19 protein-coding genes are annotated in these 20,633 nt (G+C 65.0%); 7 read left to right on the forward strand and 12 right to left on the reverse strand.

From position 1 onward, the window contains the following. Positions 1-37: 37 nt before the first annotated feature. On the forward strand, positions 38-1,306 hold the full coding sequence (locus IVB26_RS25605; RefSeq protein WP_247967935.1) for a serine hydrolase domain-containing protein: 1,269 nt from the start codon (positions 38-40) through the stop codon (positions 1,304-1,306). Here the strand turns inward: IVB26_RS25605 and IVB26_RS25610 are convergent. The 3 genes from IVB26_RS25610 to IVB26_RS25620 form a co-directional block, all read right to left on the reverse strand. Next, complete coding sequence (locus IVB26_RS25610; RefSeq protein ID WP_247967936.1) at positions 1,292-3,754, reverse strand: putative bifunctional diguanylate cyclase/phosphodiesterase; 2,463 nt, start codon at positions 3,752-3,754, stop codon at positions 1,292-1,294. The two genes, IVB26_RS25605 and IVB26_RS25610, sit on opposite strands and share 15 nt — an antisense overlap. 1,067 nt (positions 3,755-4,821) lie before the next feature. Then, positions 4,822-5,103: a hypothetical protein gene (locus tag IVB26_RS25615; RefSeq protein ID WP_247967937.1), complete on the reverse strand. Its 282-nt coding sequence runs from the start codon at positions 5,101-5,103 to the stop codon at positions 4,822-4,824. Positions 5,104-5,394: 291 nt separating this feature from the next. After that, positions 5,395-6,468, reverse strand: coding sequence for a hypothetical protein (locus IVB26_RS25620; RefSeq protein WP_247967938.1), 1,074 nt, complete (start codon positions 6,466-6,468; stop codon positions 5,395-5,397). 245 nt (positions 6,469-6,713) lie between these two features. Between IVB26_RS25620 and IVB26_RS25625 the strand changes: the two genes are divergently transcribed. Continuing rightward, positions 6,714-7,754, forward strand: coding sequence for a patatin-like phospholipase family protein (locus IVB26_RS25625; protein WP_247967939.1), 1,041 nt, complete (start codon positions 6,714-6,716; stop codon positions 7,752-7,754). A gap of 12 nt (positions 7,755-7,766) precedes the next feature. On the opposite strand, the gene IVB26_RS25630 is transcribed toward IVB26_RS25625, so the two are convergent. Both IVB26_RS25630 and IVB26_RS25635 read right to left on the reverse strand, forming a co-directional pair. Further along, positions 7,767-8,195 carry a CBS domain-containing protein gene (locus tag IVB26_RS25630; RefSeq protein WP_247967940.1) on the reverse strand — a complete coding sequence of 143 codons (429 nt, stop codon included), beginning with the start codon at positions 8,193-8,195 and terminating at the stop codon, positions 7,767-7,769. 192 nt (positions 8,196-8,387) lie between these two features. Beyond that, positions 8,388-9,164, reverse strand: a complete 777-nt coding sequence (locus IVB26_RS25635) for a rhomboid family intramembrane serine protease (protein WP_247967941.1) — start codon at positions 9,162-9,164, stop codon at positions 8,388-8,390. 515 nt (positions 9,165-9,679) lie between these two features. Between IVB26_RS25635 and IVB26_RS25640 the strand changes: the two genes are divergently transcribed. After that, on the forward strand, positions 9,680-10,234 hold the full coding sequence (locus IVB26_RS25640; RefSeq protein ID WP_247967942.1) for a PAS domain-containing protein: 555 nt from the start codon (positions 9,680-9,682) through the stop codon (positions 10,232-10,234). 150 nt (positions 10,235-10,384) lie between these two features. Continuing rightward, positions 10,385-11,515 carry a DJ-1/PfpI family protein gene (locus IVB26_RS25645; RefSeq protein WP_247967943.1) on the forward strand — a complete coding sequence of 377 codons (1,131 nt, stop codon included), beginning with the start codon at positions 10,385-10,387 and terminating at the stop codon, positions 11,513-11,515. Between the two features lie 13 nt (positions 11,516-11,528). Here IVB26_RS25645 and IVB26_RS25650 read toward each other — a convergent pair whose 3' ends face one another. Then, complete coding sequence (locus IVB26_RS25650; protein WP_247967944.1) at positions 11,529-11,915, reverse strand: COG4315 family predicted lipoprotein; 387 nt, start codon at positions 11,913-11,915, stop codon at positions 11,529-11,531. 146 nt (positions 11,916-12,061) lie between these two features. Here IVB26_RS25650 and IVB26_RS25655 point away from each other — a divergent pair, with 146 nt between their 5' ends. Continuing rightward, a complete protein-coding gene (locus IVB26_RS25655) occupies positions 12,062-12,568 on the forward strand; it encodes a GNAT family N-acetyltransferase (RefSeq protein ID WP_247967945.1) in 507 nt (168 codons plus the stop codon). 122 nt (positions 12,569-12,690) lie between these two features. Then, positions 12,691-13,005 carry a hypothetical protein gene (locus tag IVB26_RS25660; protein ID WP_247967946.1) on the forward strand — a complete coding sequence of 105 codons (315 nt, stop codon included), beginning with the start codon at positions 12,691-12,693 and terminating at the stop codon, positions 13,003-13,005. 74 nt (positions 13,006-13,079) lie between these two features. Here the strand turns inward: IVB26_RS25660 and IVB26_RS25665 are convergent, their stop codons facing one another. Then, positions 13,080-15,032, reverse strand: a complete 1,953-nt coding sequence (locus IVB26_RS25665) for a DEAD/DEAH box helicase (protein ID WP_247967947.1) — start codon at positions 15,030-15,032, stop codon at positions 13,080-13,082. Positions 15,033-15,536: 504 nt separating this feature from the next. Between IVB26_RS25665 and IVB26_RS25670 the strand changes: the two genes are divergently transcribed. Next, positions 15,537-15,890, forward strand: coding sequence for a cupin domain-containing protein (locus IVB26_RS25670; RefSeq protein WP_247967948.1), 354 nt, complete (start codon positions 15,537-15,539; stop codon positions 15,888-15,890). Positions 15,891-15,912: 22 nt separating this feature from the next. Here the strand turns inward: IVB26_RS25670 and IVB26_RS25675 are convergent, their stop codons facing one another. From IVB26_RS25675 to IVB26_RS25695, 5 genes are all read right to left on the reverse strand, one after another. Next, on the reverse strand, positions 15,913-16,425 hold the full coding sequence (locus tag IVB26_RS25675; protein WP_247967949.1) for a hypothetical protein: 513 nt from the start codon (positions 16,423-16,425) through the stop codon (positions 15,913-15,915). A 104-nt stretch (positions 16,426-16,529) separates the two neighbouring features. After that, complete coding sequence (locus tag IVB26_RS25680) at positions 16,530-16,943, reverse strand: VOC family protein (protein WP_247967950.1); 414 nt, start codon at positions 16,941-16,943, stop codon at positions 16,530-16,532. A gap of 7 nt (positions 16,944-16,950) precedes the next feature. Further along, positions 16,951-18,696, reverse strand: a complete 1,746-nt coding sequence (locus IVB26_RS25685; RefSeq protein WP_247967951.1) for a serine hydrolase — start codon at positions 18,694-18,696, stop codon at positions 16,951-16,953. A gap of 113 nt (positions 18,697-18,809) precedes the next feature. Next, positions 18,810-19,292: a DUF5680 domain-containing protein gene (locus IVB26_RS25690; protein WP_247967952.1), complete on the reverse strand. Its 483-nt coding sequence runs from the start codon at positions 19,290-19,292 to the stop codon at positions 18,810-18,812. A gap of 3 nt (positions 19,293-19,295) precedes the next feature. Continuing rightward, entirely contained in the window at positions 19,296-20,447 is a 1,152-nt protein-coding gene (locus tag IVB26_RS25695) for a zinc-binding dehydrogenase (RefSeq protein ID WP_247967953.1), read from the reverse strand. Between the last annotated feature and the right edge of the window lie 186 nt (positions 20,448-20,633).

A 20,633-nucleotide genomic window follows, 5' to 3' on the forward strand; every position in this document is an offset into this window, starting at 1 on the left:
TCTTGCGGCTTTGATCCCGCCGAGGGAGGAAGGCCGGATGAAGCGTCGTGATTTTCTGGTCGGAGCCGCGCTGCTCGCCGGCGCGATGGCCCGAAGCCGGGCCGCCGACATCCCCGCCCCCTCGTCCGAAGGGCTCGACCGCATCACGGCCTTCTTCGACAACGAGGTGGGAAGCGGTCGTCTGCCGGGCGCCGTGATCCTGGTGCAGCAGCACGGCAAGCCGGTCTACCTGAAGAGCTTCGGCGTGCGCGACACCAGGACGGGCCTTACGATGACGCCCGATACGATCTTCGCCATCCACTCCATGACCAAGCCGATCACGTGCCTTGGCGCGATGATGCTGATCGACGAGGGCAGGCTCGCGCTCACGGACCCCGTGTCGAAATACGTCCCCCTGTTTGCCGACACCAAGGTCGGCCTCGAGGTCACCCTGCCCGACGGCAAGCTCGAGCTCGACCTCGTGCCGCCCGTCCATCCCGTCAACATCGAGGATCTGCTGCGGCATACCTCGGGCATCAGCTACGACTATATCGGCGGCAAATGGGTCGAGCAGGCCTACAAGGCCGCCAACATTTTCGAAGGCCAATTCAACAACAGGGAATTCGCCGATCGCATCGCCAAGCTGCCGCTGGCGCGGCAGCCGGGAACGCTGTGGCGGTACGGCCATTCCACCGACGTGCTCGGCAGCGTCATCGAGATCATCTCGGGCCAGACGCTGTACGAATTCCTGAAAGCACGCATCTTCGATCCGCTCGGCATGAACAGCACCAAATTCGCGCTGGCGACCGAGGACGAGCTGGCGCGGATGGCGCGGCCACTGCCGAACGATTTCATCCTGCTCGCGGCCGAACGCGACCGCCTCGACCATCCCGAATGGCAGTCCGGCGGCGGCGGCCTGCTCTCGACCATCACCGATTATCAGCGCTTTTCGCAGATGCTGCTGAACGGCGGCGAGTTCGAGGGCAAGCGCTATCTGAGCCCCGCCGCGTTCAAGGCCATGACGACGGATCATGTCGGACCCGGCTCCGGCGTCGGACGCGACTATTTCTATTTCCCGGGTGATGGCTTCGGCTATGGCTACGGCCTTGCGGTTCGCACCGATCCCGGCAACGCGAAACCGCCGCCGCCGGGCTCGCTCGGCGAGTTGAAGTGGGACAGTGGCAGCGGCACCCTGTTCGGCGTCGATCCCAAGCTCGACATGGTCTACGTGATGATGCAGCAGACCCAGAGCGAGCGCGGCCGCATCACGCCCGCATTCAAGGCACTGGTCTACGACTGCTACCCCGAGGGGCTACGCCGCCCGTGAGGCGCGCTGGCCGAAATCGGCGAGCAGCGTTGCGATCTCCGCGGCAGGCCGCGCCGCGCTGAACAGGAAGCCTTGCACCTCGTTGCAGCCTTCGGCGCGGAGCCAATCGAGCTGATCCTCGGTCTCGACGCCTTCCGCGGTGGTGGTGATGTTGAGGCTTCGACCGAGCCCGGAGATCGCGCGCACGATCGCGCCGCAATCGGGCCGCTGCGCCAGATCCTTGACGAAGGAGCGGTCGATCTTGATCTTGTCGAAGGGGAAGCTGCGCAAGTAGCTGAGGCTGGAATAGCCGGTGCCGAAATCGTCCATGGAAATGCTGACGCCGAGCTCGCGGAGCTGGTGCAGGATGGCGAGATTGGCATCGGTCTCGGCCAGGAAGATCGACTCGGTGATCTCGAGCTCGAGCCGCCTCGGCGACAGGCCGGACTGCGCCAGCGCCGAGATCACGACCTGAACCAGGTTGCGGCTGCGGAATTGCGCCGGCGACAGATTGACCGCGACCTTGACGTCGGCAGGCCATTTGACGGCCTCGGCGCAGGCTTCGCGCAGCACCCACTCCCCCAACTGGGTGATGAGGCCAATGTCCTCGGCGACCGGGATGAACTCCGCCGGCGAGATCATGCCCTTGTCCGGATGACGCCAGCGCAGCAGCGACTCGAAGCCGGAGATGCGGTCGGAAGCGATCGACACCAGCGGCTGGTAGTGCAGCTCGAACTCGCCATTGGCGAACGCACGACGCAGGTCGAGCTCCATGTCGCGGCGCTTCTGCGCCTGGAGGTCCATCTCACGCTCGAAGAAACGATGCACGCCGCCGCCGTCGGACTTCGCCCGGTATAGCGCCATGTCGGCATTTCGCATCAACTCTTCCGGCGTCGTGCCGTCACCGGGGGACAGCGCGATGCCGATGCTGGCGCCGATCACCATCTCCTGACCGTCGAGATCATAGGGCGCCTTCAGCATGTCGATCAGCAGGCCTGCGCAGGCGCTGGCCTCGTTCGGCGAGACGTCCGCCGCAAGGATCACCGCGAACTCGTCGCCGCCGAGCCGGGCCGCCAGATTGGCGCCGCGAACCGCATTGGTCAGGCGTTCGGCGACGTGCTTGAGCAGGCGGTCGCCCACGGGATGACCGAAGGAATCGTTGATGTTCTTGAACAGGTCCAGATCGATATAGAGCACGCCGACCCGCTTTCCCGCCACTTGCTCGAGCGCCTGCTTCAGGCGCTCCTGGAAATATTCGCGGTTCGGCAGGTCGGTGAGGCCATCATGGTGCGCCATGTGCGCGATGCGCGCCTCGGCCTTGCGCCGTTCGGTGATGTCGACCACCGCGACCAGATAGCCGTCGCGATCGTCGAAGGCGACGCGGCGGCCGAAGGTGAGCACCTCGATCTCGCTGCCGTCGGCGCGCAGATGCCGCCAGTTGCGCGAGGAATGATAGGCATCGCCGACGCGTTCGAGCGCCTCAGCGTGGCTGTCCCACTCGTCCTCCGGCCAGATCTCATGCAGCTTCATGCGCAGGAAGGTGGCGCGGCTGTAGCCGTAATGCTGGACCGCGGCGTCGTTGACGCCAAGAAACTCCTTGGTCTGCGCGTCGAACACCCACATCGGCATCGGGTTGCTGTCGAACAGCAGGCGGAACGAGGCGTCGCGCCGCTTCAACGCGGTGACATCGGAGATCGTCAGCGAGACCACGTCGGCGAAGGCGGTGGCACTGAGGCGGAGGTGCCGGCCCTCGCTCTCGATCTCGAGCTGCTCGCCGCGGCCGCCCGCGACGGCCTTGAGCAGGAAGTCCATGATCTCGGGCAAGGCCAGCAGCGTGGTCCCCTCGCCAATTCGCCGCCACAACAGGCTTCCGGTCGCAACCTTCAGCAGCGCGCCCGCGCTGTTGTTGTGATGCACGACCTGAAGATCGAACGGCTTGCCGCCAGCGTCGCGCAGCGTCGCCAGCGAGACCACCGCGTCGTCGGTCGAGGCGAAGATCGCGTCCAGGAGATTGTACTGCGTGCCGCGCTCGTTGATATAGGCGCCGACCAGCGTGGCGCCCCAGCGCGAAGCGGTCGGCAGCGCCAGCACATCGTAGGTCCGCACCATGCCGTCGCGCACGCAATGCGCGCTGGCCTGATGCGGTTGTCCGTTGGCAAGCGCGATCGTCGCGGCTTCCGACAGCGCGGTGGCGCAATCCGGCGACAATTCGGCGACGGGGATATCCCAGCGCTCCTCACCCAGCCATTTCTGCACGTAGCGTCCGCTGCGCGACAGTTCGAGCGTGTCGTCGTTCCTCAGCAGCGCGATGTGATCGGCGAGCCGTCCCAGGCTGCCGAGCATCACATCCTCGTAGCGCGGCAGCCGATCGCCCGGCCTCAGCGCGGCACGCCATTTGCGCTGAAGCACCGGGATGTCGTCAAACATTTCGGCGGCCGGTTTTCCCGGCATCTTCTTCGCGGCATTCATGGCAGTCCCCAACGCACTTTCCCGCCGCATCCAATGCAGGCGCACTTAACGACGTGTAAAAAGCGCGCAGGCGCGGGTTCCATTTGGCGATTATGACAGTTTTAAGTCGGGCGTTGGTTAGTGCGCGTTAGAGACTATGACGGTCGTGCGAAGGCGATGCTTCTCGCGTCCCGCACGCGCTGCACTGCTCTTGGTGTTGCTGCGCGGCGTCCGAGGCTTGAGAGTTGCGTTCGGCGCGTAACGGGGGGAGTGTCGCGCGACAGCTCGTAGGATGGGTAGAGCGAAGCGAAACCCATCAACACTCCTTCCTGTTGAAAGATGATGGGTTTCGCAAGTGCTCTACCCATCCTACGTCTCCCGGACGCAGCTTCGCATCCTCGCGGCTCAATTCGCCCGAGCTTTGCTTCATCGCTTCACCCTCAAATGAAAGAGAGCGCAGGGAAGACCGGGCGCCGGCTGGCACCCGCGGTCCACTGTGCGAAAGCAGTAGCAAAAATTGCACAGCGGCATACAGGTGAAGCCAAACAACCGGCCTTCCCTGCGCAGTGGTTTGACGGCTTATGTCGTGCTCTCCTCGGGGAGCGATGCACTATTGCCCCCGTCGCCTTGCGGATGATCGATGCGCGTGCCCGGTTGGGCCGCCACATCACCGCTGAGACTTGACGCACAGACCCCGGGCGTCAGGACCACACGATTTTGCCGTACGCCGATCACACCGGTCGTGTGCGCAAACGTTTCGCTCACGGCTCTCCGCCCTGCGAAACCAATCGCGCCGATGTCACCTGCGTCCACCGCGGCCCGGCCCGCGTTCGTGACGATCGCGATACGCCCCTCTTCCTTGGGCCGGGTTGCCGCGACACATACGTCATTTCCGAATTTCGGTAAAGTGGAATATTTTCGCCGCCGCGCGTTGACCGCGATCTTGGGTGTTTTGCCCGTCAGGCAACGCGATATGTTGTAGCCCGGATGAAGCGAAGCGTAATCCGGGATTCCATCCGTGCGGAACGAGACACCCGGATTGCGCTTCGCTCCATCCGGGCTACGGAGCTACGGAGCTGGGACCGCCGCTAGTCCTCGCTGGACGCGGCGGAGCGGTTGCGCAAGTAAGCCTGCGACAACAGGAAGAACAACGCGCGCTCGCCATGATATTTGGCGGACGGCCGGGTGCGCTCGAAACCATCGGCAAAGATCTTGCCGGACTGGTCGCACACCTGCCATCGCCAGCCAAACCGCTTGCGCCTGGTGAGGATCACTTCGAACATGCCGCCGAGCTTGGTCCCCTGCCCCTTGCCGGTCTCGCAGACGCACAAGCCTGCTCCGGCCTCCTCCGTTAGATGGATGCCCGACATATAGCGCAGCAGGATGGAAAGAGAATGAATTTGATTATCGGAAATACGTATCTTGCACCGGCTTGTGGCCAAGTCCCGATTGCCTGGAATAAGCCCTCGCTAGTGGTGTTTTCGTCCGTCCCAAGAGCCGTTTGGTAGCGCTGACAAAGTCTTCGAAGCCGAGCACAAGGAGAAAGGCGCGCGTGGTGGCGACAGCGGTAATGGGAGATGCACGTTCGTGCGCCAGCTGAGAACTATCGTGCAAGGCGCGAAGTCTGGCGTATCGCCGCGGCCGATACTGAGGCCCGCGTCCTACCGCGCGACGACTTCGACCTCGCCGTCGACGCCGTTGACGACGTTGAAGCCGCGCTCGTAGACCTTGCCCTCGTTCTTGGCGATGGCGCGGTACTCGCCTTCGGAGAGCACCACGCGCGGGAAGGCGCCGATCGATTCCTTGATGACGTCGCCGCCCGGGGTCAGCACCGACCAGGCGGTGTTGGCGAGCGCCTCGCCGCCCCTGTCGCTGACCAGCTTGAGCGTGATCACGGCGGCGCGGTGGGTGATGGTGACGTCGGTGAGCTTGCCGACCTGGACGCGGATGTCGGAGCGCACCACCGAATTGGCATCGCCATAGTTGGAGATGATGTAGTAGGTGCCCTCCGGCAGCAGCACGACGTCGCCGGCGGCGACGTTCGGCACCAGCGAGGCGCGCTCGCCGGATTCGAACTGGCTGCCCTTGTAGATCGCGAACGAGATCTGGTTCTGCGGAATGCGGCTGGTGCCGACCCGGCCTTCGATGCGCAGGCCTCCGGCCGGCAGCACGAAGGATTCGCGGTCGGTCTCGGCCTTCAGGCTGACGGTGCGTACCGCGCTGACGAGGCCGAAGGCGACGTGCACGACGTAATTGCCGGGCGGCAGCACGATGTTGGGCGTGGCGTTGCGGTCCTCGCGGATCAGCTTGAAGGTGCCGTTCTCATCGGGAAGGTCGGCAAACACGCGCCAGACCAGGCCGCTGGTGATGGGGGCTGCGTCCTTGCCGTATTTCGCGGTCAGCGACAGCACGCCCTGTCCGGGCGCGGCCGCGTTGAGTGGGGCGGCCGGCGGCACGGTCGCGACGGCAGGCGGCGGCATGCTTGGGGTCGTCGGCTGCATCAGGGTCGGCGGCAGGCTCGGGGGACCGGCGCCTGGCCCGGAGGGAGGCGCCAGATTGATGGCCCCGCCGGGGTCGGGCACCGAAGCCGGCGGCACCGGCGGCGGACGATCGGAGAAAAGCTGCGCCTGCGCAGCGTTTTGGCCTGAGATAACGAGGCACGCAGCAAGGATCAGCGCCGGCAGCAGCCTGCCGCTGCGCCGCCATCCGATGATGCCGTCACCCCCGCGTGTCATGCCCCCTGCTTTTCACCGAAAACGCGGCAAATTCAAGCCTCTGCCCCCCCCAGGAAATACGGTCCCAGGAGGTTCTTTGGAACCCGGTTGACGCCTGCGTGATTGGGCTGGCGACGACCGGCCCTCGCCACACTGCTGCCCCCTGCGTCCCGAACGGTATAAACCATGCTTCACCCTGGTTATGGCGGAGCTGAAATACGGCGCCTACTCTGGTGTGAGGGCTGGCCCGGGTGGGAGGGTTTTCGGTGCTGGATATTTTGAAGGGTCGGGGCGCGAACGGCTCCAATGGCGAAAAAGCCGGTGAAAAAGTCGGCTTGGGCAGCATCCGCCGGCCGGTGATTGGCCTTGCCCTTGGTGGCGGGGCGGCGCGCGGCTTTGCCCATATCGGGATTCTCAGGACACTGCTTGCCAACGGCATTGTGCCCGACGTCGTGGTCGGTACCTCCATTGGCGCCGTCGCCGGCGGCCTCCATGCGGCCGGCCGGCTCGATACGTTCGAAGATTGGGGGCGCAGCCTGCAAGGCATGCGCAACATCCTCGGCTATCTCGACATCCGCCTCAACGGCTCCGGCCTGCTCGGCGGCGAGAAGCTTGCAACCCGGCTCGAGGAGGCGATCGGACAAGTCCGGATCGAGGACCTTCCGATCAAGTTTGCGAGCGTCGCGACCGAGGTCCGCACCGGCCACGAGATCTGGCTGACGCGCGGCCGTGTGGTCGATGCGATGCGCGCGTCCTACGCGCTGCCCGGCATCTTCGCGCCGGTGCTGATCGGTGACCGCTGGCTGGTCGACGGTGCACTGGTGAATCCCGTTCCGGTCTCCGCCGCCCGCGCGCTCGGCGCCGAAATCGTCATCGCCGCAAATCTTTCCAGCGACATCTTCACCCATTCCACGACCATCCATGCGCATGGCGCCGTGCCCACCGCGGTCGCGCCGGACGCCGCAGAGCCGACGGCCAAGCGGCGTTTCCCGCGCCTGTTCTCGCCCGAAAAGACCATGAAGCGCGAATTCTTCGGCGGCGCCGGCCGGCCCGGCATCTCCTCGGTGATGGTCGACGCCTTCAACATCATGCAGGACCGCATCACGCGCGCTCGGCTCGCCGGCGACCCGCCGGACCTCCTGATCACGCCGCGGGTCGGCCAGTTCGGCTGGTTCGACTTCCACCGTTACGAGGACCTGATCGCCCACGGTGCGCGCGCCACCGAGCGCGCGCTGGAGTCGATCCAGGAGGCGATCGAGGTGCTCGCGCCGGCGCCCGCGGGTCACGCGCCAAAAGCGGACGAGTGAGGCGGATGCCCGTCAGGCCGTCTTGATGTAGTCGCGCAGGGCTTCCTGCTCGGACTCGTATTCCTGGACCCGGCGCTTGACGATGTCGCCGATCGAGATGAGGCCCACCACCTTGCCGTTGTCGATCACCGGCAGATGGCGGAACTTGCCTGATGTCATCATCTCCATGAGTTCGGCGACCGTGTCGGTCTCCTTGCAGGTCACGACCTTGCGGGTCATGACCTGGGCGACCGGCTCCTCCAGCACGCCCGCACCGCGCTCGCCGAGCACGCGGACGATGTCGCGCTCCGACAGGATGCCTTCGAGCCGGCTCTGGTTCATCACCAGCACCGCGCCGATCTTCTTGTCGGCGAGCAGCTTGACTGCGGCAGCCAGCTTCGCGTCCGGCTCGACGCTCATGATCTGGTGACCCTTGGTGTTGAGAATGGAACGTACCGTCATTGTTGCCTCCCTAGAATCGGATCCGTCCGCCTTCGGGCGGGTCCGGACTTGTTCTTCGAGTCTTCAACTAACAGTTTCAGCGCCGGTTTCACGCTCGTGCGCTTTGCGAAGCGCGGCCTCTATGGGCTTGTCGCTTCGGAACATTCTTCACGCGAATGATGGATGAATTCGGGCCGTGCCGCAAGCGCCGCTTCAAATACGGTCTGAAACGTCCTGTGATGACGCATCCGCAGCATCGCTTCGCACGCGCGGCACGGGATCGAACAGGGCGAACAGCAACAGGCCGGCAAAGAAGCCGCCGATATGCGCCTGCCAGGCGACGCTCGTGGTTTCGGAATCGACGCCGATCGCACCGACGCCGAAAATGATGTTGACGCCGAACCACACCGCCAGGAAGCCGACCACCCGCCCGTCGCGCAGCGCGCGCGACAGCGGCAGTGCCGGAACCTTTGCTGCGGTATCGGCGTCCGAACGGTTGAACGACAGGAAGCTGCCGCGGACGAAAGCGAAGCGAATTGCGGCTGCCATTGCGCCGGACACCGAGGCCGAGGCGCCGATCATCGGCGCCACCGCGTGCTCATGGGTGACGAGATGGGCGAGCGCGCCGGCCGCCGCCGTCACCGCGAGAAACAGGAAGAACCTGATCGCGCCAAAACGCCGCGCCAGCGCGCTGCCGAACGGCAGCAGCCACAGCACGTTGAAGCCGAGATGGGTCAGATTGGCGTGCAGCAGCGAATAGGTGACGAAGGTCCAGACCTTGGCGCCGGTGCCGCCGGGAATCTCCAGATTAAGCAGCGAAGAATCGTAGCGCTTCGGGATGAAGCCGAAGACGTCGATGGTCCAGTTCTCGATCTCCGGCGGCAGCAGCACCCGCAGATGGATCACGGCCAGCAGGACGATATAGGCGGTCAGCGCCGTGGGCAGCGTCAGGACCGGCTCGCGCGGAGCCTCCTCGATGACCGCCGGCACCTCTGCTTGAGGATTTTGCTGAGGGCCTTGCGGCGGAGAATCTTGAGAGGAATCCAAGGCAGCTTCGCTTTCAGCGCGACCGGGGCAACACGCTTGCAGATAGTCGCCTTTGCCAGCCTTGCGCAAGTGCACAAAAGGAAAAGGCAGGGCCCTGGGAAAGCCCTGCCTGTCCGTGTCGGCCTTTCCGGTACCGGAGGAATGAAGGTGTATCCCCACCCCTCCCCGCGGCTCCGTGACCAAACTGTTTGACGCCCTGTGTACAGGCCCCGCCGAGAACCTGGATGAAAGCGGCGAGGCTTGCGACTGCGGCCACCATAGCAGCGGGGCGCGAGGTGCAAAGCGCATAGTTAACTTAACGTTAACGACGCAAAGACGGCCTTAAGGGAGGTAAAAACGCGCCTGCGGCATGGACGCTGCAAATCCCCTCCTGCACAACAACACAAGGGATCGCGGGTGCACTGAAGCGGGACAGGTCTGTCCCTTCGAAGGTTGCACCCCGGGGTAAGCGTTCAGACATGAAACATCCGTCGAGCCGCGCGTTCTTCGCGTATTGGGACAAGAAGCGCGGCGCTGCGCGGGCCCCCGACAGGGCCGACATCGATCCGGCCGCGGTTCGCGGCCTGCTCGGCGACATTTTTGTCCTCTCCTGCGAGCCCGATCTCGGCTTTCCCTTCCGCGTCGCCGGCACGCGCGTCTGCGCGCTGACGGGACGTGATCTCAAGGACCAGAGCTTTGCGGCGCTGTTCGACGATGCGAGCCGCAGCGAGATCGAGGAGATCACCACCATCGTCGCCGACGAAGCGTTAGGCGCGATCGCCGGCGTCACGGCCGCGCGCGAGGACGGCAGCAAGGCCTATCTCGAGCTGCTGCTGCTGCCGTTCAACGCCCGCCCGCATACGCCGGTGAGCGTGACGGGCGTGCTCGCGCCGTTCGACGACGAATGCAGCGCGCTTTCAGCCTTCACCCTCACCTCCTGGCGCTATCTGCACCAGCCGGAGAAGCTCTTGCCGCGCGCGATCCGCAAATTGCAGATCGCACGCGGGCTGATGGTGTATGAGGGGCTGAGATAGTCCCTCGCCCGCGCGCAGCATCGCGCGAGACGAGCTCGCCGCGCGACACATCAGCGCGCGCGGATGACCGTTTTTGCCGGATCTGCGTCATTCCTGATGTCGTTGTCAGCGGTTAGCTTCCGCCTCGCGTAAAGCAACGAGGACATCATCATGATATGGCGCATTCTGGCGTTGAGCGTCGGTTGCGTGGCATTGCTGGCGGTGATCGGCGGAACCTGGCTGTTCCTGCTGCCGGGCTCGCCGGCCCGAGGAACCGCGCCTGCGATATCCAAGGACGAGACCGAGGCGACGCTGGCGGCCTTGAAGCCGCCGAAGCGCAAACGCCCGCTGATCGCCATCGTCGGCATCAACGACATGACCGAGACGACCGATTATCTGATGCCATACGGCATCCTCGCGCGCGCCGATGTCGCTGACGTCCTCACATTGGCGACGCAGCCTGGACCCGTCGCACTCTATCCCGCGCTGAAAGTGCAGCCGCACGCGACCACCGCCGAGTTTGATGCTTCACATCCCGAAGGCGCCGATTATGTCATCGTGCCCGCGATGAGCCGCGAGGACGATGCGCTGGCCTTGCAGTGGATCAAGAGCCAGGCCGGCAAGGGCGCGATCGTCATCGGCGTCTGCGTCGGCGCCAAGGTCGTTGCCAACACCGGGCTGCTCGACGGCCGGCAGGCCACCACGCACTGGTATTCCGTGCGCGATCTGCAAAAGCATTCCGCGATCCGCTATGTCGCGGACCGCAGGCTGGTGGTCGACCGCGGCGTTGCGACGACGACCGGCATCACCGCCTCCATGCCGATGGCCCTGACCCTGGTCGAGGCCATCGCCGGCCGCGCCAAGGCGGAGGCGGTTGCCCGCGAGATCGGTCTTGCACAGTGGGATGCCCGCCATCGCAGCGAGGCGTTCCAGTTCACACGCCCCTTCGCGCTGACGGCGATCGCCAACACGCTCGCACTCTGGAACCGCGAGCAGCTCGGAATCGCGCTGACGCCTAGCATCGACGAGGTGTCGCTTGCGCTTGTAGCCGATGCGTGGTCGCGCACCTATCGCTCGCGTGCCCTCACCTTCGCGGCCACGGCAGAAGCGCAGACGAGCCGCAGCGGTCTTCGCATCCTGCCGGACAAGGTCGCAGCCGATTGGCCGGCAAAGCAGACCCCGCCGGCCGTCGTCGACCTGCCGCCGGCGCGCGCGCTGGACCAGACGCTGCACGCCATCGACGCGCGCTATGGACCGCGCACGGCCGACTTCGTCGCGATGCAGCTCGAATATCCGAGATAAAGGCAGAGCGCCGTTACGGCATCGCCAGATGCCAGGCGCCGTTCAAGAAGCCGTCGCCGGTGACGTCGCCGGGTTTCTGGTCCTTGGCGAAGGTGTAGAGCGGCTTGCCCTTGTAGGCCCACTGCTTCGAGCCGTCGTCGCGCGTGATGATGGTATAGCCGTCGCCGGCCGCATCGCTCGCTTCGGCCTTCAGCACCGGCCAGTTCGTCGCGCATGGACCGTTGCAGGCCGACTTGCCGTCCGCATCCTTGTCGAAGGTGTAGAGCGTCATGCCCTTGGCATCGGTGAGCACGTTGCCCTTGTCGGACTTGCCCGTCTTGGTCGGCGGCGCGGCGAAGGCGGCGGGAACAATCGCGAGCGAGATTGCGAGCGTGAGCGCGAGGCGGATCGAGGACGTCATGATATCTCCTGTCATGCAATTGGCTTGCATGGGTAGGACGCCGCGCGCGGCCTGGTATTCCTGAGACGGCGGCCAAGATATTTTTCGCTGCGCGCGCCGGCGCGGCGGAATAAACTGGACCGACCGAGACGGAACGATGGAAAGACATGAGCAAGCCGCATTGGCGTGCCGCGCACGCATCCGACCTGGCCGCGATCAGCGCCATCGCGGCGCGGATACATCCTGGGCTTCCTGAAAGGCCCGAGGTGTTCGCCGAGAAGATGCGGCTCTATCCCGATGGCTGCCGCGTGCTTGTCGCCGACGATGCGATCGCCGGCTACGGGTTTTCGCATCCCTGGAAGCAGCACCGGATTCCGCCGCTCGACGCTTTCATCGCACGATTGCCTGACGATGCGGATTGTCTCTATGTCCACGACGTCGCCGTGTTGCCGGACTTTCGCGGCGGCGTTCTGCGCGCTTATATCGCCGATATCGAGCAGCTGGCGCGCGCGTCAGGCATCGCAACGCTGGCACTGGTCTCGGTCTACGCGACGCGGCCGTTGTGGGAGCGCCTCGGCTTTCGGCCCGCCACGACGGACGCGGACCTGCGCGCGAAGCTCGCCTCCTATGGCGAAGGCGCGACATACATGCTGCGCGACCTTACCGCGGCGTAACGTCCCTCCCCGGCCGGCTCACGCGGGCGTGAAGCGGCGCCCTCGAACCGGGTCAGGTCAGGCTCCGTCGAAGGTGTGTGCGAGCCGTTCCGGTCTCGCCAAACCGAGGCTGGAGAATATCCATGAAGCTCACATTGTCGAAAGCTGCCTTGATTGCATGCGTCGCGACGAGCGCGTTCGCCGCGACAAGCGCCAACGCGGCGCAACACCGAACCGATGGCTGCCAATTCGCCTTCTTCGAAAGCTGTGGCATCGTCGCGGAGTCGTCGACCCCGGGCCGCGCACGCCGCCCCGTCGCACGCCTCGCCAACGATACCTCGCCGACCTACATGAAGCAGACCGATCCCCGCTACAGCTCGTCCATGCGTGATGCCGGCGGCGGTGGCGGTGGTGGCGGCGGAGGTGGTGGTGGTGGTGGTGGCGGTGGCGGCCGCTGAACTCACACCTGACCTTTCAGATGATGCCGCCGGTGCAATCCGGCGGCATCATTGCCGTCCTGAACGGCGGCCGCTCAGCCGCGATGCTTTTTCTTCTTCGGCTTCTTTCCCGGCGCGCCCTTCACCGGCCACGGCGTGACCGAGGGCTCCGCGCGGGCCTGCTTGTCGCGATGCTTCTTTTTCTTTCCAAAGGAAGGAGCCTCGTCGAATCTCGGTCCGCGCTCGCCGGGTGGCTTGCCGCGTGGTTTGAATTCACGGGCCTCGCGCGGACGCTCGTCGCGGCGTTCGCGATGATCGCCATCGTCCCTCTCGCGACGCGGCGCATGGGATCGCGGCTCGGACGGCTCCTGTCGCTGCGGCGCGTCCGCCATCGGCTCGATACGGATGCTGTCTTCCTTGTCCGGACGCTTGACCTTTGCGGCAAAGGACTCCGCGACCCGCTCGGAAATCTCGAACTCGGTCGTGGTGTCCATGATCTTGATGGCGCCGATGTCGCGCTTGTCGATGCCGCCGCGGCGGCAGATCATTGGCAGCAGCCAGCGCGCCTCCGCATTCTTGCGTCGTCCGATCGCGGCACGGAACCAGACGCTGGTCTCCGACATGACGTGCTTCGACGATGCCTTGCCGGATTTCGATCGCGGTCTCGCGGCGCGATCGTCGCCGCCTTCGCCTTGAAATCTGTCGCGCCCGCGATCCTCGCGCGGCTTGCCCGTGCGCTCGCCCGGATCGATGATGTCTTCGGGCGACGGCAGCCGCGCTCGGTAAAGCCGCGCCAGTGCCGCAGCGATATCCTCGGCCGACCGCTCGGCCAATAGCGCCTGGGCCAACGCCAGATCGTCAGCCGTCGTCTCCTCGGTGAACAACACGTCCTTCATGCGATCGTGATCGAGCTTGCGGATTTCGTCCGCCTGCGGCGCCGTTCCCCAGGCCGCATCGACCCCTGCGAGATTGAGCAGCAGCTCCGCACGCCGCCGGCGGGCGGGCGGCACCAGGAGGACGCTCGTCCCCTTTCGCCCCGCACGCCCCGTCCGGCCCGAGCGATGCTGCATCACCTCGGCGTCGTTGGGCAGGTCGGCATGAATGACGAGGTCGAGGCTCGGCAGGTCGATGCCGCGGGCGGCGACGTCGGTCGCCACGCACACGCGGGCGCGTCCGTCGCGCAGCGACTGCAGCGCCATGGTGCGCTCGTTCTGCGTCAATTCGCCTGAGAGCGCGACCACGGAGAAGCCGCGCTCCAGCAGCGCCGCCTGCAAATGCCTGACGTGATCGCGCGTGCTGCAGAACACCAGCGCGCTCGGCGCCTCGTAGAAGCGCAGCACGTTGACGACGGCATGCTCGGCATCGGCGGGCGCAATCCGGATCGCGCGATACTCGATATCGGCGTGCCCGCCCTCGTCGCCGGCGACCTCGATCCGGAACGCCTGCTGCTGGTACTGCTTGGCCAGCGCGACGATGCCGCGCGGAAACGTCGCCGAGAACAGCAGGGTGCGGCGCGTCTCCGGCGTGGTCTCGAGGATGAACTCCATGTCCTCGCGAAAGCCGAGATTGAGCATCTCGTCGGCCTCGTCGAGCACGACCGCTTTCAATTCCGAGATGTCGAGACGGCCGCGCCGCAAATGGTCGCAGAGCCGGCCGGGCGTGCCGACCACGATGTGCGCGCCGGCCGCCAGCTCGCGCTGCTCGCGGCGCGGATCCATGCCGCCGACGCAGGAGACCACGCGCCCGCCCGCATGCCCGTAGAGCCATGCGAGTTCGCGGTGGACCTGCATCGCGAGCTCACGGGTCGGTGCCACGATGAGGGCGAGCGGTGCGGCTGCCTGCTCGAACCGCTCGGCATCGCCGAGCAGATCCTTGGCCATGGCGAGGCCATAAGCGAGGGTCTTGCCGGAGCCGGTCTGCGCCGAAACCAGGAGGTCGCGATCGCTGGCATCGTCCGCAAGCACGGCCAGCTGAACGGGGGTCGGTGAATCATAGTTCCGCTCGGCCAAAGCTTGGGCGAGCGGCGGGGTCAGGGCCGGAAAAGACACGGGATGGAGAACCTTGGTTAATTCAGGCGCGCAAACGGTGAACCGGCGGGCCCGAGCTCGCGTGGGGGGCAATCGGCCCGGCCGCACGCTGGATTTGATCTGGGCGCTCTTTACGCCAAGCGCTCGGAAATCACCATGCCTATGATGCATGGCTTCGCAAAGAGAACCGCGTCCCAGAGGTTGCAGCGGACTTTTTCGACCACCTTGATTAAGGTAAAGCGCGACCGGGTCTGACGCTGGGCTCCTTGCATCCTGCCCGGGTACGAGAGAGATCGACTCTCGCGCCATACACTCCGTCATTGCGAGCGCAGCGAAGCAATCCAGACTGCCCCAGCGGAAAGACCCTGGATTGCTTCGCTGCGCTCGCAATGACGACGTTGAAACACTGTCGGGAATGACCGAGCCCCTTCTCCGCCACACGCACCTGATTAACCCGAGGCGCGTCTTGTCGCGGCGGTCCCTCGATCCCAAATCCTGTCCAACTGAAACGCCCACGAGAGAAACATGGCCGACAGCATTTCGCTTGCCGACAAGCTCGCGACCTTTGAAGATCATTGGTCGCCGCGCACGGTCACGACCTTCAATGATTGCGACGTGATGGTGGTGAAGGTGAAGGGCGAGTTCACCTGGCACAAGCATGACGACACCGACGATTTCTTTCTGGTGCTGAAAGGCCGTCTGGACATCGAGTTGCGGGACCGCACCGTGACGCTCGGTCCGGGCGAGCTCTACGTCGTGCCCAAAGGGGTCGAGCATCGCCCGGTGGCGCGCGAGGAGGTCCACTTGATGCTTATCGAACCCACCGGCACACCAAACACGGGCGACAAGGCAACCGCAGCCGCGCGCAAGCTCGCATAGCAGGCAGCGCGCTTGGCGCGGCCTAATCCCTGGAGGTCGCTAGTCTACTGAAGCTGCCAACCAGCCTGGCTCTCGCACGCGCAGCACCGTCCTTGACCGCGCGGGCGAGCGCTCGGATGGCGCGCCAGGCTTCGGTCGCTTGCAGCCACGCCTTCGCCGCGGCGTATTTTCCGTAAACCCAGGCAAAGGCGGGAATTCGCATCAGCTTGTCGCGCGTGAGATGGAACAGGCGCTCGACCAGCACGAGCTTGAGCAGCTCGCCGACAATGAAAGTCACGGCGCCACTCACGACCTGCCCGGTTGCAGCGAAGTAGGCGGCCACGGGCTTGACCGGCTCCAGAATGATCACGGGCACGGAAAACAGCGCCAGCGACGGATATGGCGGCAGCGACCTGATCCAGGCGCGCAATCGCCTGAACTGGAAATGCCGCTCGATCCAGCGCGAGATCGGCTTCGCTACGGCCATGAAAACCGCATCCACCAGGAAGTAGATCGCAGCCAGGATGTAAGTAAGTGGCTTCAGGATTCGCTTCACGGCACCTCTCCCGCGAAGTGAAAGCCGGAACTTGGGCCTAAGTTTCACCTCCGCGTGAATAGTTCGGGGAAATCAGATGGAACTTTTTGGGCGTCGGCTCCCGCTCAGATCTCCGCATAAATCTCCAGCAGATTGCCGTCGGGGTCGCGGAAGAACAGGGTGCGATGTCCGAACGTTTGGTTCGTCGGCGGCGATACCAGCGCAATGCCCTGCCGAACCAGTTCGTCGGCGCATGTATCGACCTCGGCTGCGGACACCTTGAACGCCAGTTGCAGCGAGGCAGCCCCCACCGGCGTCGGTGCCTCGGCCGCGGTCCGGCTCGGTCGTGCGAGCGCGAGCGTGTTGCTGCCGATGCCGTATTCGATCCAGTTTGGCGACAACTCACGCAACAGCGGGAAGGCAAGAACGCCCTCGTAGAAGCTGCGCATCGCCGCCATGTCGCGCACGAAGATGACGGTGTAGTCGATCGCGCGGATGGCGTGGAAGGGGGAGCACGGTTGGCCCGGTTGCAGTGGCATCGCGGTATCACTCCTGCTCCACGACGCGATCAGCGACGAAGACGCCGTTCGGCTGATGAAAGACGATCTGATCAATTTTGCCGTCGTCTCCTCGAAACTCGACGGCAAAACCGTCGAGCTCGACGATACGAAACCTGCGTCCCTGCTGCGGCTCCAGACGATAGGCCGGCTGAAAGTCGGGCTTCAGAATCAGCCGGCCGTCAGCGTCGAGACTCACGTGGTGGTTCACGCCACCGCTCCTGAAATGCCCGGCGCAACGCGCGCGAAACGCAGGATCCATGCAATCGCCAGCGGCGCGGCGCTCGAACACGATGTCCTTGACCATCGGCTCCAGCGGCACCGACAGGTGCACGATATTGCCGTCGCGATCGGTGTGGAAGGTGATGGGCACATTGTCCGGGTGGAGCTTGCCGATGATCTCCGGCGTGATGAACGTCTCGAAATGCCGATGCGACAGCGGCGCGCTCATGCCGCGCCACGACCAGCGCAGCGTGCCGTCCTGCTCGCGGATCGATATCACGCCATAGGCGGGATGAGCGTAGTCGGCGGCATAGGCGGCCAGCTCGTGCGCCGGCTTGGTGTCCTTGTGGCGCGAATTCTCGCGCGCCGCCTTGTTGGCAGGAATTTGAGCGATGAAGTCGTCGCGCATCTTGCTGAAGCGCGCGAGCCAATCGACCGGTTCTCGGCCGCGCAGCCGGTCGATGATGTAGCAGGTCAGGATCGATGTGACCTCGCTTGGACTGCGGTTCGTCAGCACGGCCACGCCGATGCCGGCGTCCGGCACCAGCGTCATCAGCGAGCCCCAGCCGGTCCAGCCGCCGCTGTGCGAGACGATGCGCTCGCCCTGATAGGCGTTGGTCTGGAAGCCAAGGGCGTAGTGCCCGTGGCCGAACTCGGAAAACTCCGACTTGGCGACGAACGTCAGCGGCGTGTGCAGCTGGCCGATTAGCGCCTCCGGCAGCAGCCGCTCGCCAGCGAATTCGCCCTTGCCGAGATGCAGCCGCATCCAGTTAGCCAGATCAACCACCGACGTGTTGATGGCGCCGGCGGCCGTGGTGCGGATCGGCAGCCGCAACGCCGGCAACCGCGTATTGACGTCGATCATGTAAGGCCGCGCCGGCTCAGGCCCAGCTTCGAGATCGTCCAGCGAAAAACTCACTGTCATGCCGAGCCGATCCGTGAGCCGCCTGCGCAGGAAGGTTTCAAAGGTCTGCCCGCTCAGCCGCTCGATCAGCAGACCGGCAACGTTGTAACAGAGGTTGTTGTATTGCCAGGCGGCGCGAATGTCGCGGCTTAGCTCGAGGTGCCGCATCGGGGGCAGCATCTCGGCCGGCGAGAGGTCCCCCGGCACATGAACCCAATCGTGCCGCGGCAGTCCCGATTGATGGCTGAGCAGATCGCGAATGGTGACGCGCTCGGTGGCGACCGCATCGGAGAGGCGAAACTCCGGCAGATAGTCGCGGACCGGTTTGCTCCAGTCGAGCACGCCGTCATTGTGCAGCAACGCGACGGCGGTGGCGGTGAACGACTTGGTGATCGAACAGATCACGAAATGCGTATGCGGCGTCACCGGCAGATCGGCCTCGACGTCGCGCTGGCCATAGGCGCGCGTGAGCACGACCGCGCCGTCCTGGACGATGGCGAGCGCGGCGCCCGGCACCTTCCAGACCGCCATCGCTTCCGCGGCGAGCCGATCGATGTCGGGAATGAGAGACGCGAGAGCGAAATGCGGGATATCGGCAGGTATGTTCATGGCACACGGGAATGCTTCCGAGGTGCGCAGCATAACCTCATCAACGTCGAATAGAAACACGTGGCAAACGTTTTCGCAGAGAATTGAAGCTAGGGTCGCGCGAACCCGCAGACTTATCGCAGCAGCCCGCCACCATAGCGCAGCTCATAGAGCTTGGTGCCGTCCTGCCGCGCAATCGTCTCGACGCCGCGGAAACGATTGAGCGCGCCTTCGATCTCGTTGCGGTAGACCATGCCGGCCTGCTCGAACAGGGGCGGTCCCCGGTAGGGCTGCTCGACGCGCACGCCGAGCAGCGCATGGCGCAGGAATTTGTAGATCGCGAGGAAGGTGTCCCGATCCCTGATCTCCGCACCGACGCCGCCGCTGTAGCTCATCGACCAGATGACGCGGTCGTCCTTCGACACGGTCTCCTGCCCGACGAAAAATCCCATCCCGAAATAAATGTCGCGATAGGCAAAAGGCGGCGCGCGGTGCTCGAGCTGTTTTGAGCCGGCAAGCAACGGCGTCGCCACGGTCGCGTCGTCATCGAGGCCGGCATAGGTGCGCCGCTTGGCCTCGACCAGGAACGCCGCGAGATCGTGCGGGATCGATGGCACCTTCTACTCCACCAGCTCCGGCCATGGCACGATGGTCGACTTCACCGTCTTCATCGCCATCGCATCCCTCACCGCCTGCGCGACGCCTTCTTCCGTGAACGGATAGATCGTCTGCATCTTCAGCCACGGGTATTTGCCCGCGGTGCGATACAGCATGTCGACGCCGAGCGGCAGGTCGTTGCCGGTGAAGCCCCAGGATCCCAGCACGTTGAGGTCCTTGGTACAGATGCGGTGCCAGGAGGTGTCGATCGAGCCGGCGTCGGTGAACTGGCCCATCTCGACATAGGTGCCGCCGTCGCGCAGCATCTCGATGCCTTCGGGGCCCGCCGTGGGGTGGCCCGAGCAGTCCATCACGAGATCGGCCCCGAAGCCGCCGACGATCTCGCGCACGCGCGCGATGCGCTCCTGCGGTGACTTCAGCTCTTCGATGTTCACGGTCGCCTCCGCGCCGAACTCGCGCGCGAGCTTCAGCCGCGGCTCCTCCGGCGCACCGACGCAGATCACGCGCCCTGCCCCCATCTCCCTTGCGGCTGCGACCGCCAAAATGCCGATCGGGCCCGAACCTTGAATCACCACCGTATCACCCCAGCTGAAACCACCGGCACGGCTGGCGCGGTTGAAGGCGCGGATGCAGGAGGTCAGCGGCTCGGACAGCGCGCCAAGCCGCAGCGACATGTCGTCGGGCAGCTTGTAGATCTTGGTCCCCGGCAACATCTCGAGATCGACATAGACATATTCAGCCCAGCCGCCCCACATGTGCGGCGCCTTGTCGAAGCCGAGATAGCGGCCGTAATAGACCGGCGTCAGGCACTTGTTGGCGGTCTGGGGATAGTGGATGCAGTAATAGCAATGGCCGCAGGGCATCAAGGGCGGGATCATGACTTTTGATCCGACCTTGAGCGGCTTGCTCATAAAATCCTCGGTGAACTCCTCGCCGCATTCGACGATGACGCCGCCGAGCTCGTGGCCGAGCGTGAACGGCCAGGGCAGCGGCTTCGGCCAGTGACCCTTCAGGATATGCAAATCGGTGCCGCAGACACCGCAGGCGCCGACCTTGATCAATGCGGCCTTCTTGCCGACCTTCGGCCACGGCACGGTGCGGATGACGGGCTCCGAGCCGGGACCAGCGTGGGTGCAGACGCGGATCTGTTGCATGGCGATTTCCTCGATGCCCGTCTGTTATGAATGGTTGGTGCGGGCGTAAGGCGAAGCGTATGTGAGATGCGTGCGCGTGCCAAGCGCAAGTCTCGTAGCCCTGCATGAGCGTCAGCGACATGCGGGAGCGACGGCCCCAGATATCGCTGCGCTCATCCGGGCTACGGATCTCTGCCACAAGCTCCG

It is taken from the genome of Bradyrhizobium sp. 195 (assembly GCF_023101665.1).
Lineage (GTDB): Bacteria > Pseudomonadota > Alphaproteobacteria > Rhizobiales > Xanthobacteraceae > Bradyrhizobium.

Bases quoted from the DNA above. Each gene is read 5' to 3' on its own strand.
- IVB26_RS25605 (WP_247967935.1), top strand. From the start codon at position 38: ATGAAGCGTCGTGATTTTCTGGTCGGAGCCGCGCTGCTCGCCGGCGCG.
- IVB26_RS25610 (WP_247967936.1), bottom strand. From the start codon at position 3,754: ATGAATGCCGCGAAGAAGATGCCGGGAAAACCGGCCGCCGAAATGTTT.
- IVB26_RS25615 (WP_247967937.1), bottom strand. From the start codon at position 5,103: ATGTCGGGCATCCATCTAACGGAGGAGGCCGGAGCAGGCTTGTGCGTC.
- IVB26_RS25620 (WP_247967938.1), bottom strand. From the start codon at position 6,468: ATGACACGCGGGGGTGACGGCATCATCGGATGGCGGCGCAGCGGCAGG.
- IVB26_RS25630 (WP_247967940.1), bottom strand. From the start codon at position 8,195: ATGACGGTACGTTCCATTCTCAACACCAAGGGTCACCAGATCATGAGC.
- IVB26_RS25640 (WP_247967942.1), top strand. From the start codon at position 9,680: ATGAAACATCCGTCGAGCCGCGCGTTCTTCGCGTATTGGGACAAGAAG.
- IVB26_RS25645 (WP_247967943.1), top strand. From the start codon at position 10,385: ATGATATGGCGCATTCTGGCGTTGAGCGTCGGTTGCGTGGCATTGCTG.
- IVB26_RS25650 (WP_247967944.1), bottom strand. From the start codon at position 11,915: ATGACGTCCTCGATCCGCCTCGCGCTCACGCTCGCAATCTCGCTCGCG.
- IVB26_RS25655 (WP_247967945.1), top strand. From the start codon at position 12,062: ATGAGCAAGCCGCATTGGCGTGCCGCGCACGCATCCGACCTGGCCGCG.
- IVB26_RS25660 (WP_247967946.1), top strand. From the start codon at position 12,691: ATGAAGCTCACATTGTCGAAAGCTGCCTTGATTGCATGCGTCGCGACG.
- IVB26_RS25670 (WP_247967948.1), top strand. From the start codon at position 15,537: ATGGCCGACAGCATTTCGCTTGCCGACAAGCTCGCGACCTTTGAAGAT.
- IVB26_RS25680 (WP_247967950.1), bottom strand. From the start codon at position 16,943: ATGCCACTGCAACCGGGCCAACCGTGCTCCCCCTTCCACGCCATCCGC.
- IVB26_RS25685 (WP_247967951.1), bottom strand. From the start codon at position 18,696: ATGAACATACCTGCCGATATCCCGCATTTCGCTCTCGCGTCTCTCATT.
- IVB26_RS25695 (WP_247967953.1), bottom strand. From the start codon at position 20,447: ATGCAACAGATCCGCGTCTGCACCCACGCTGGTCCCGGCTCGGAGCCC.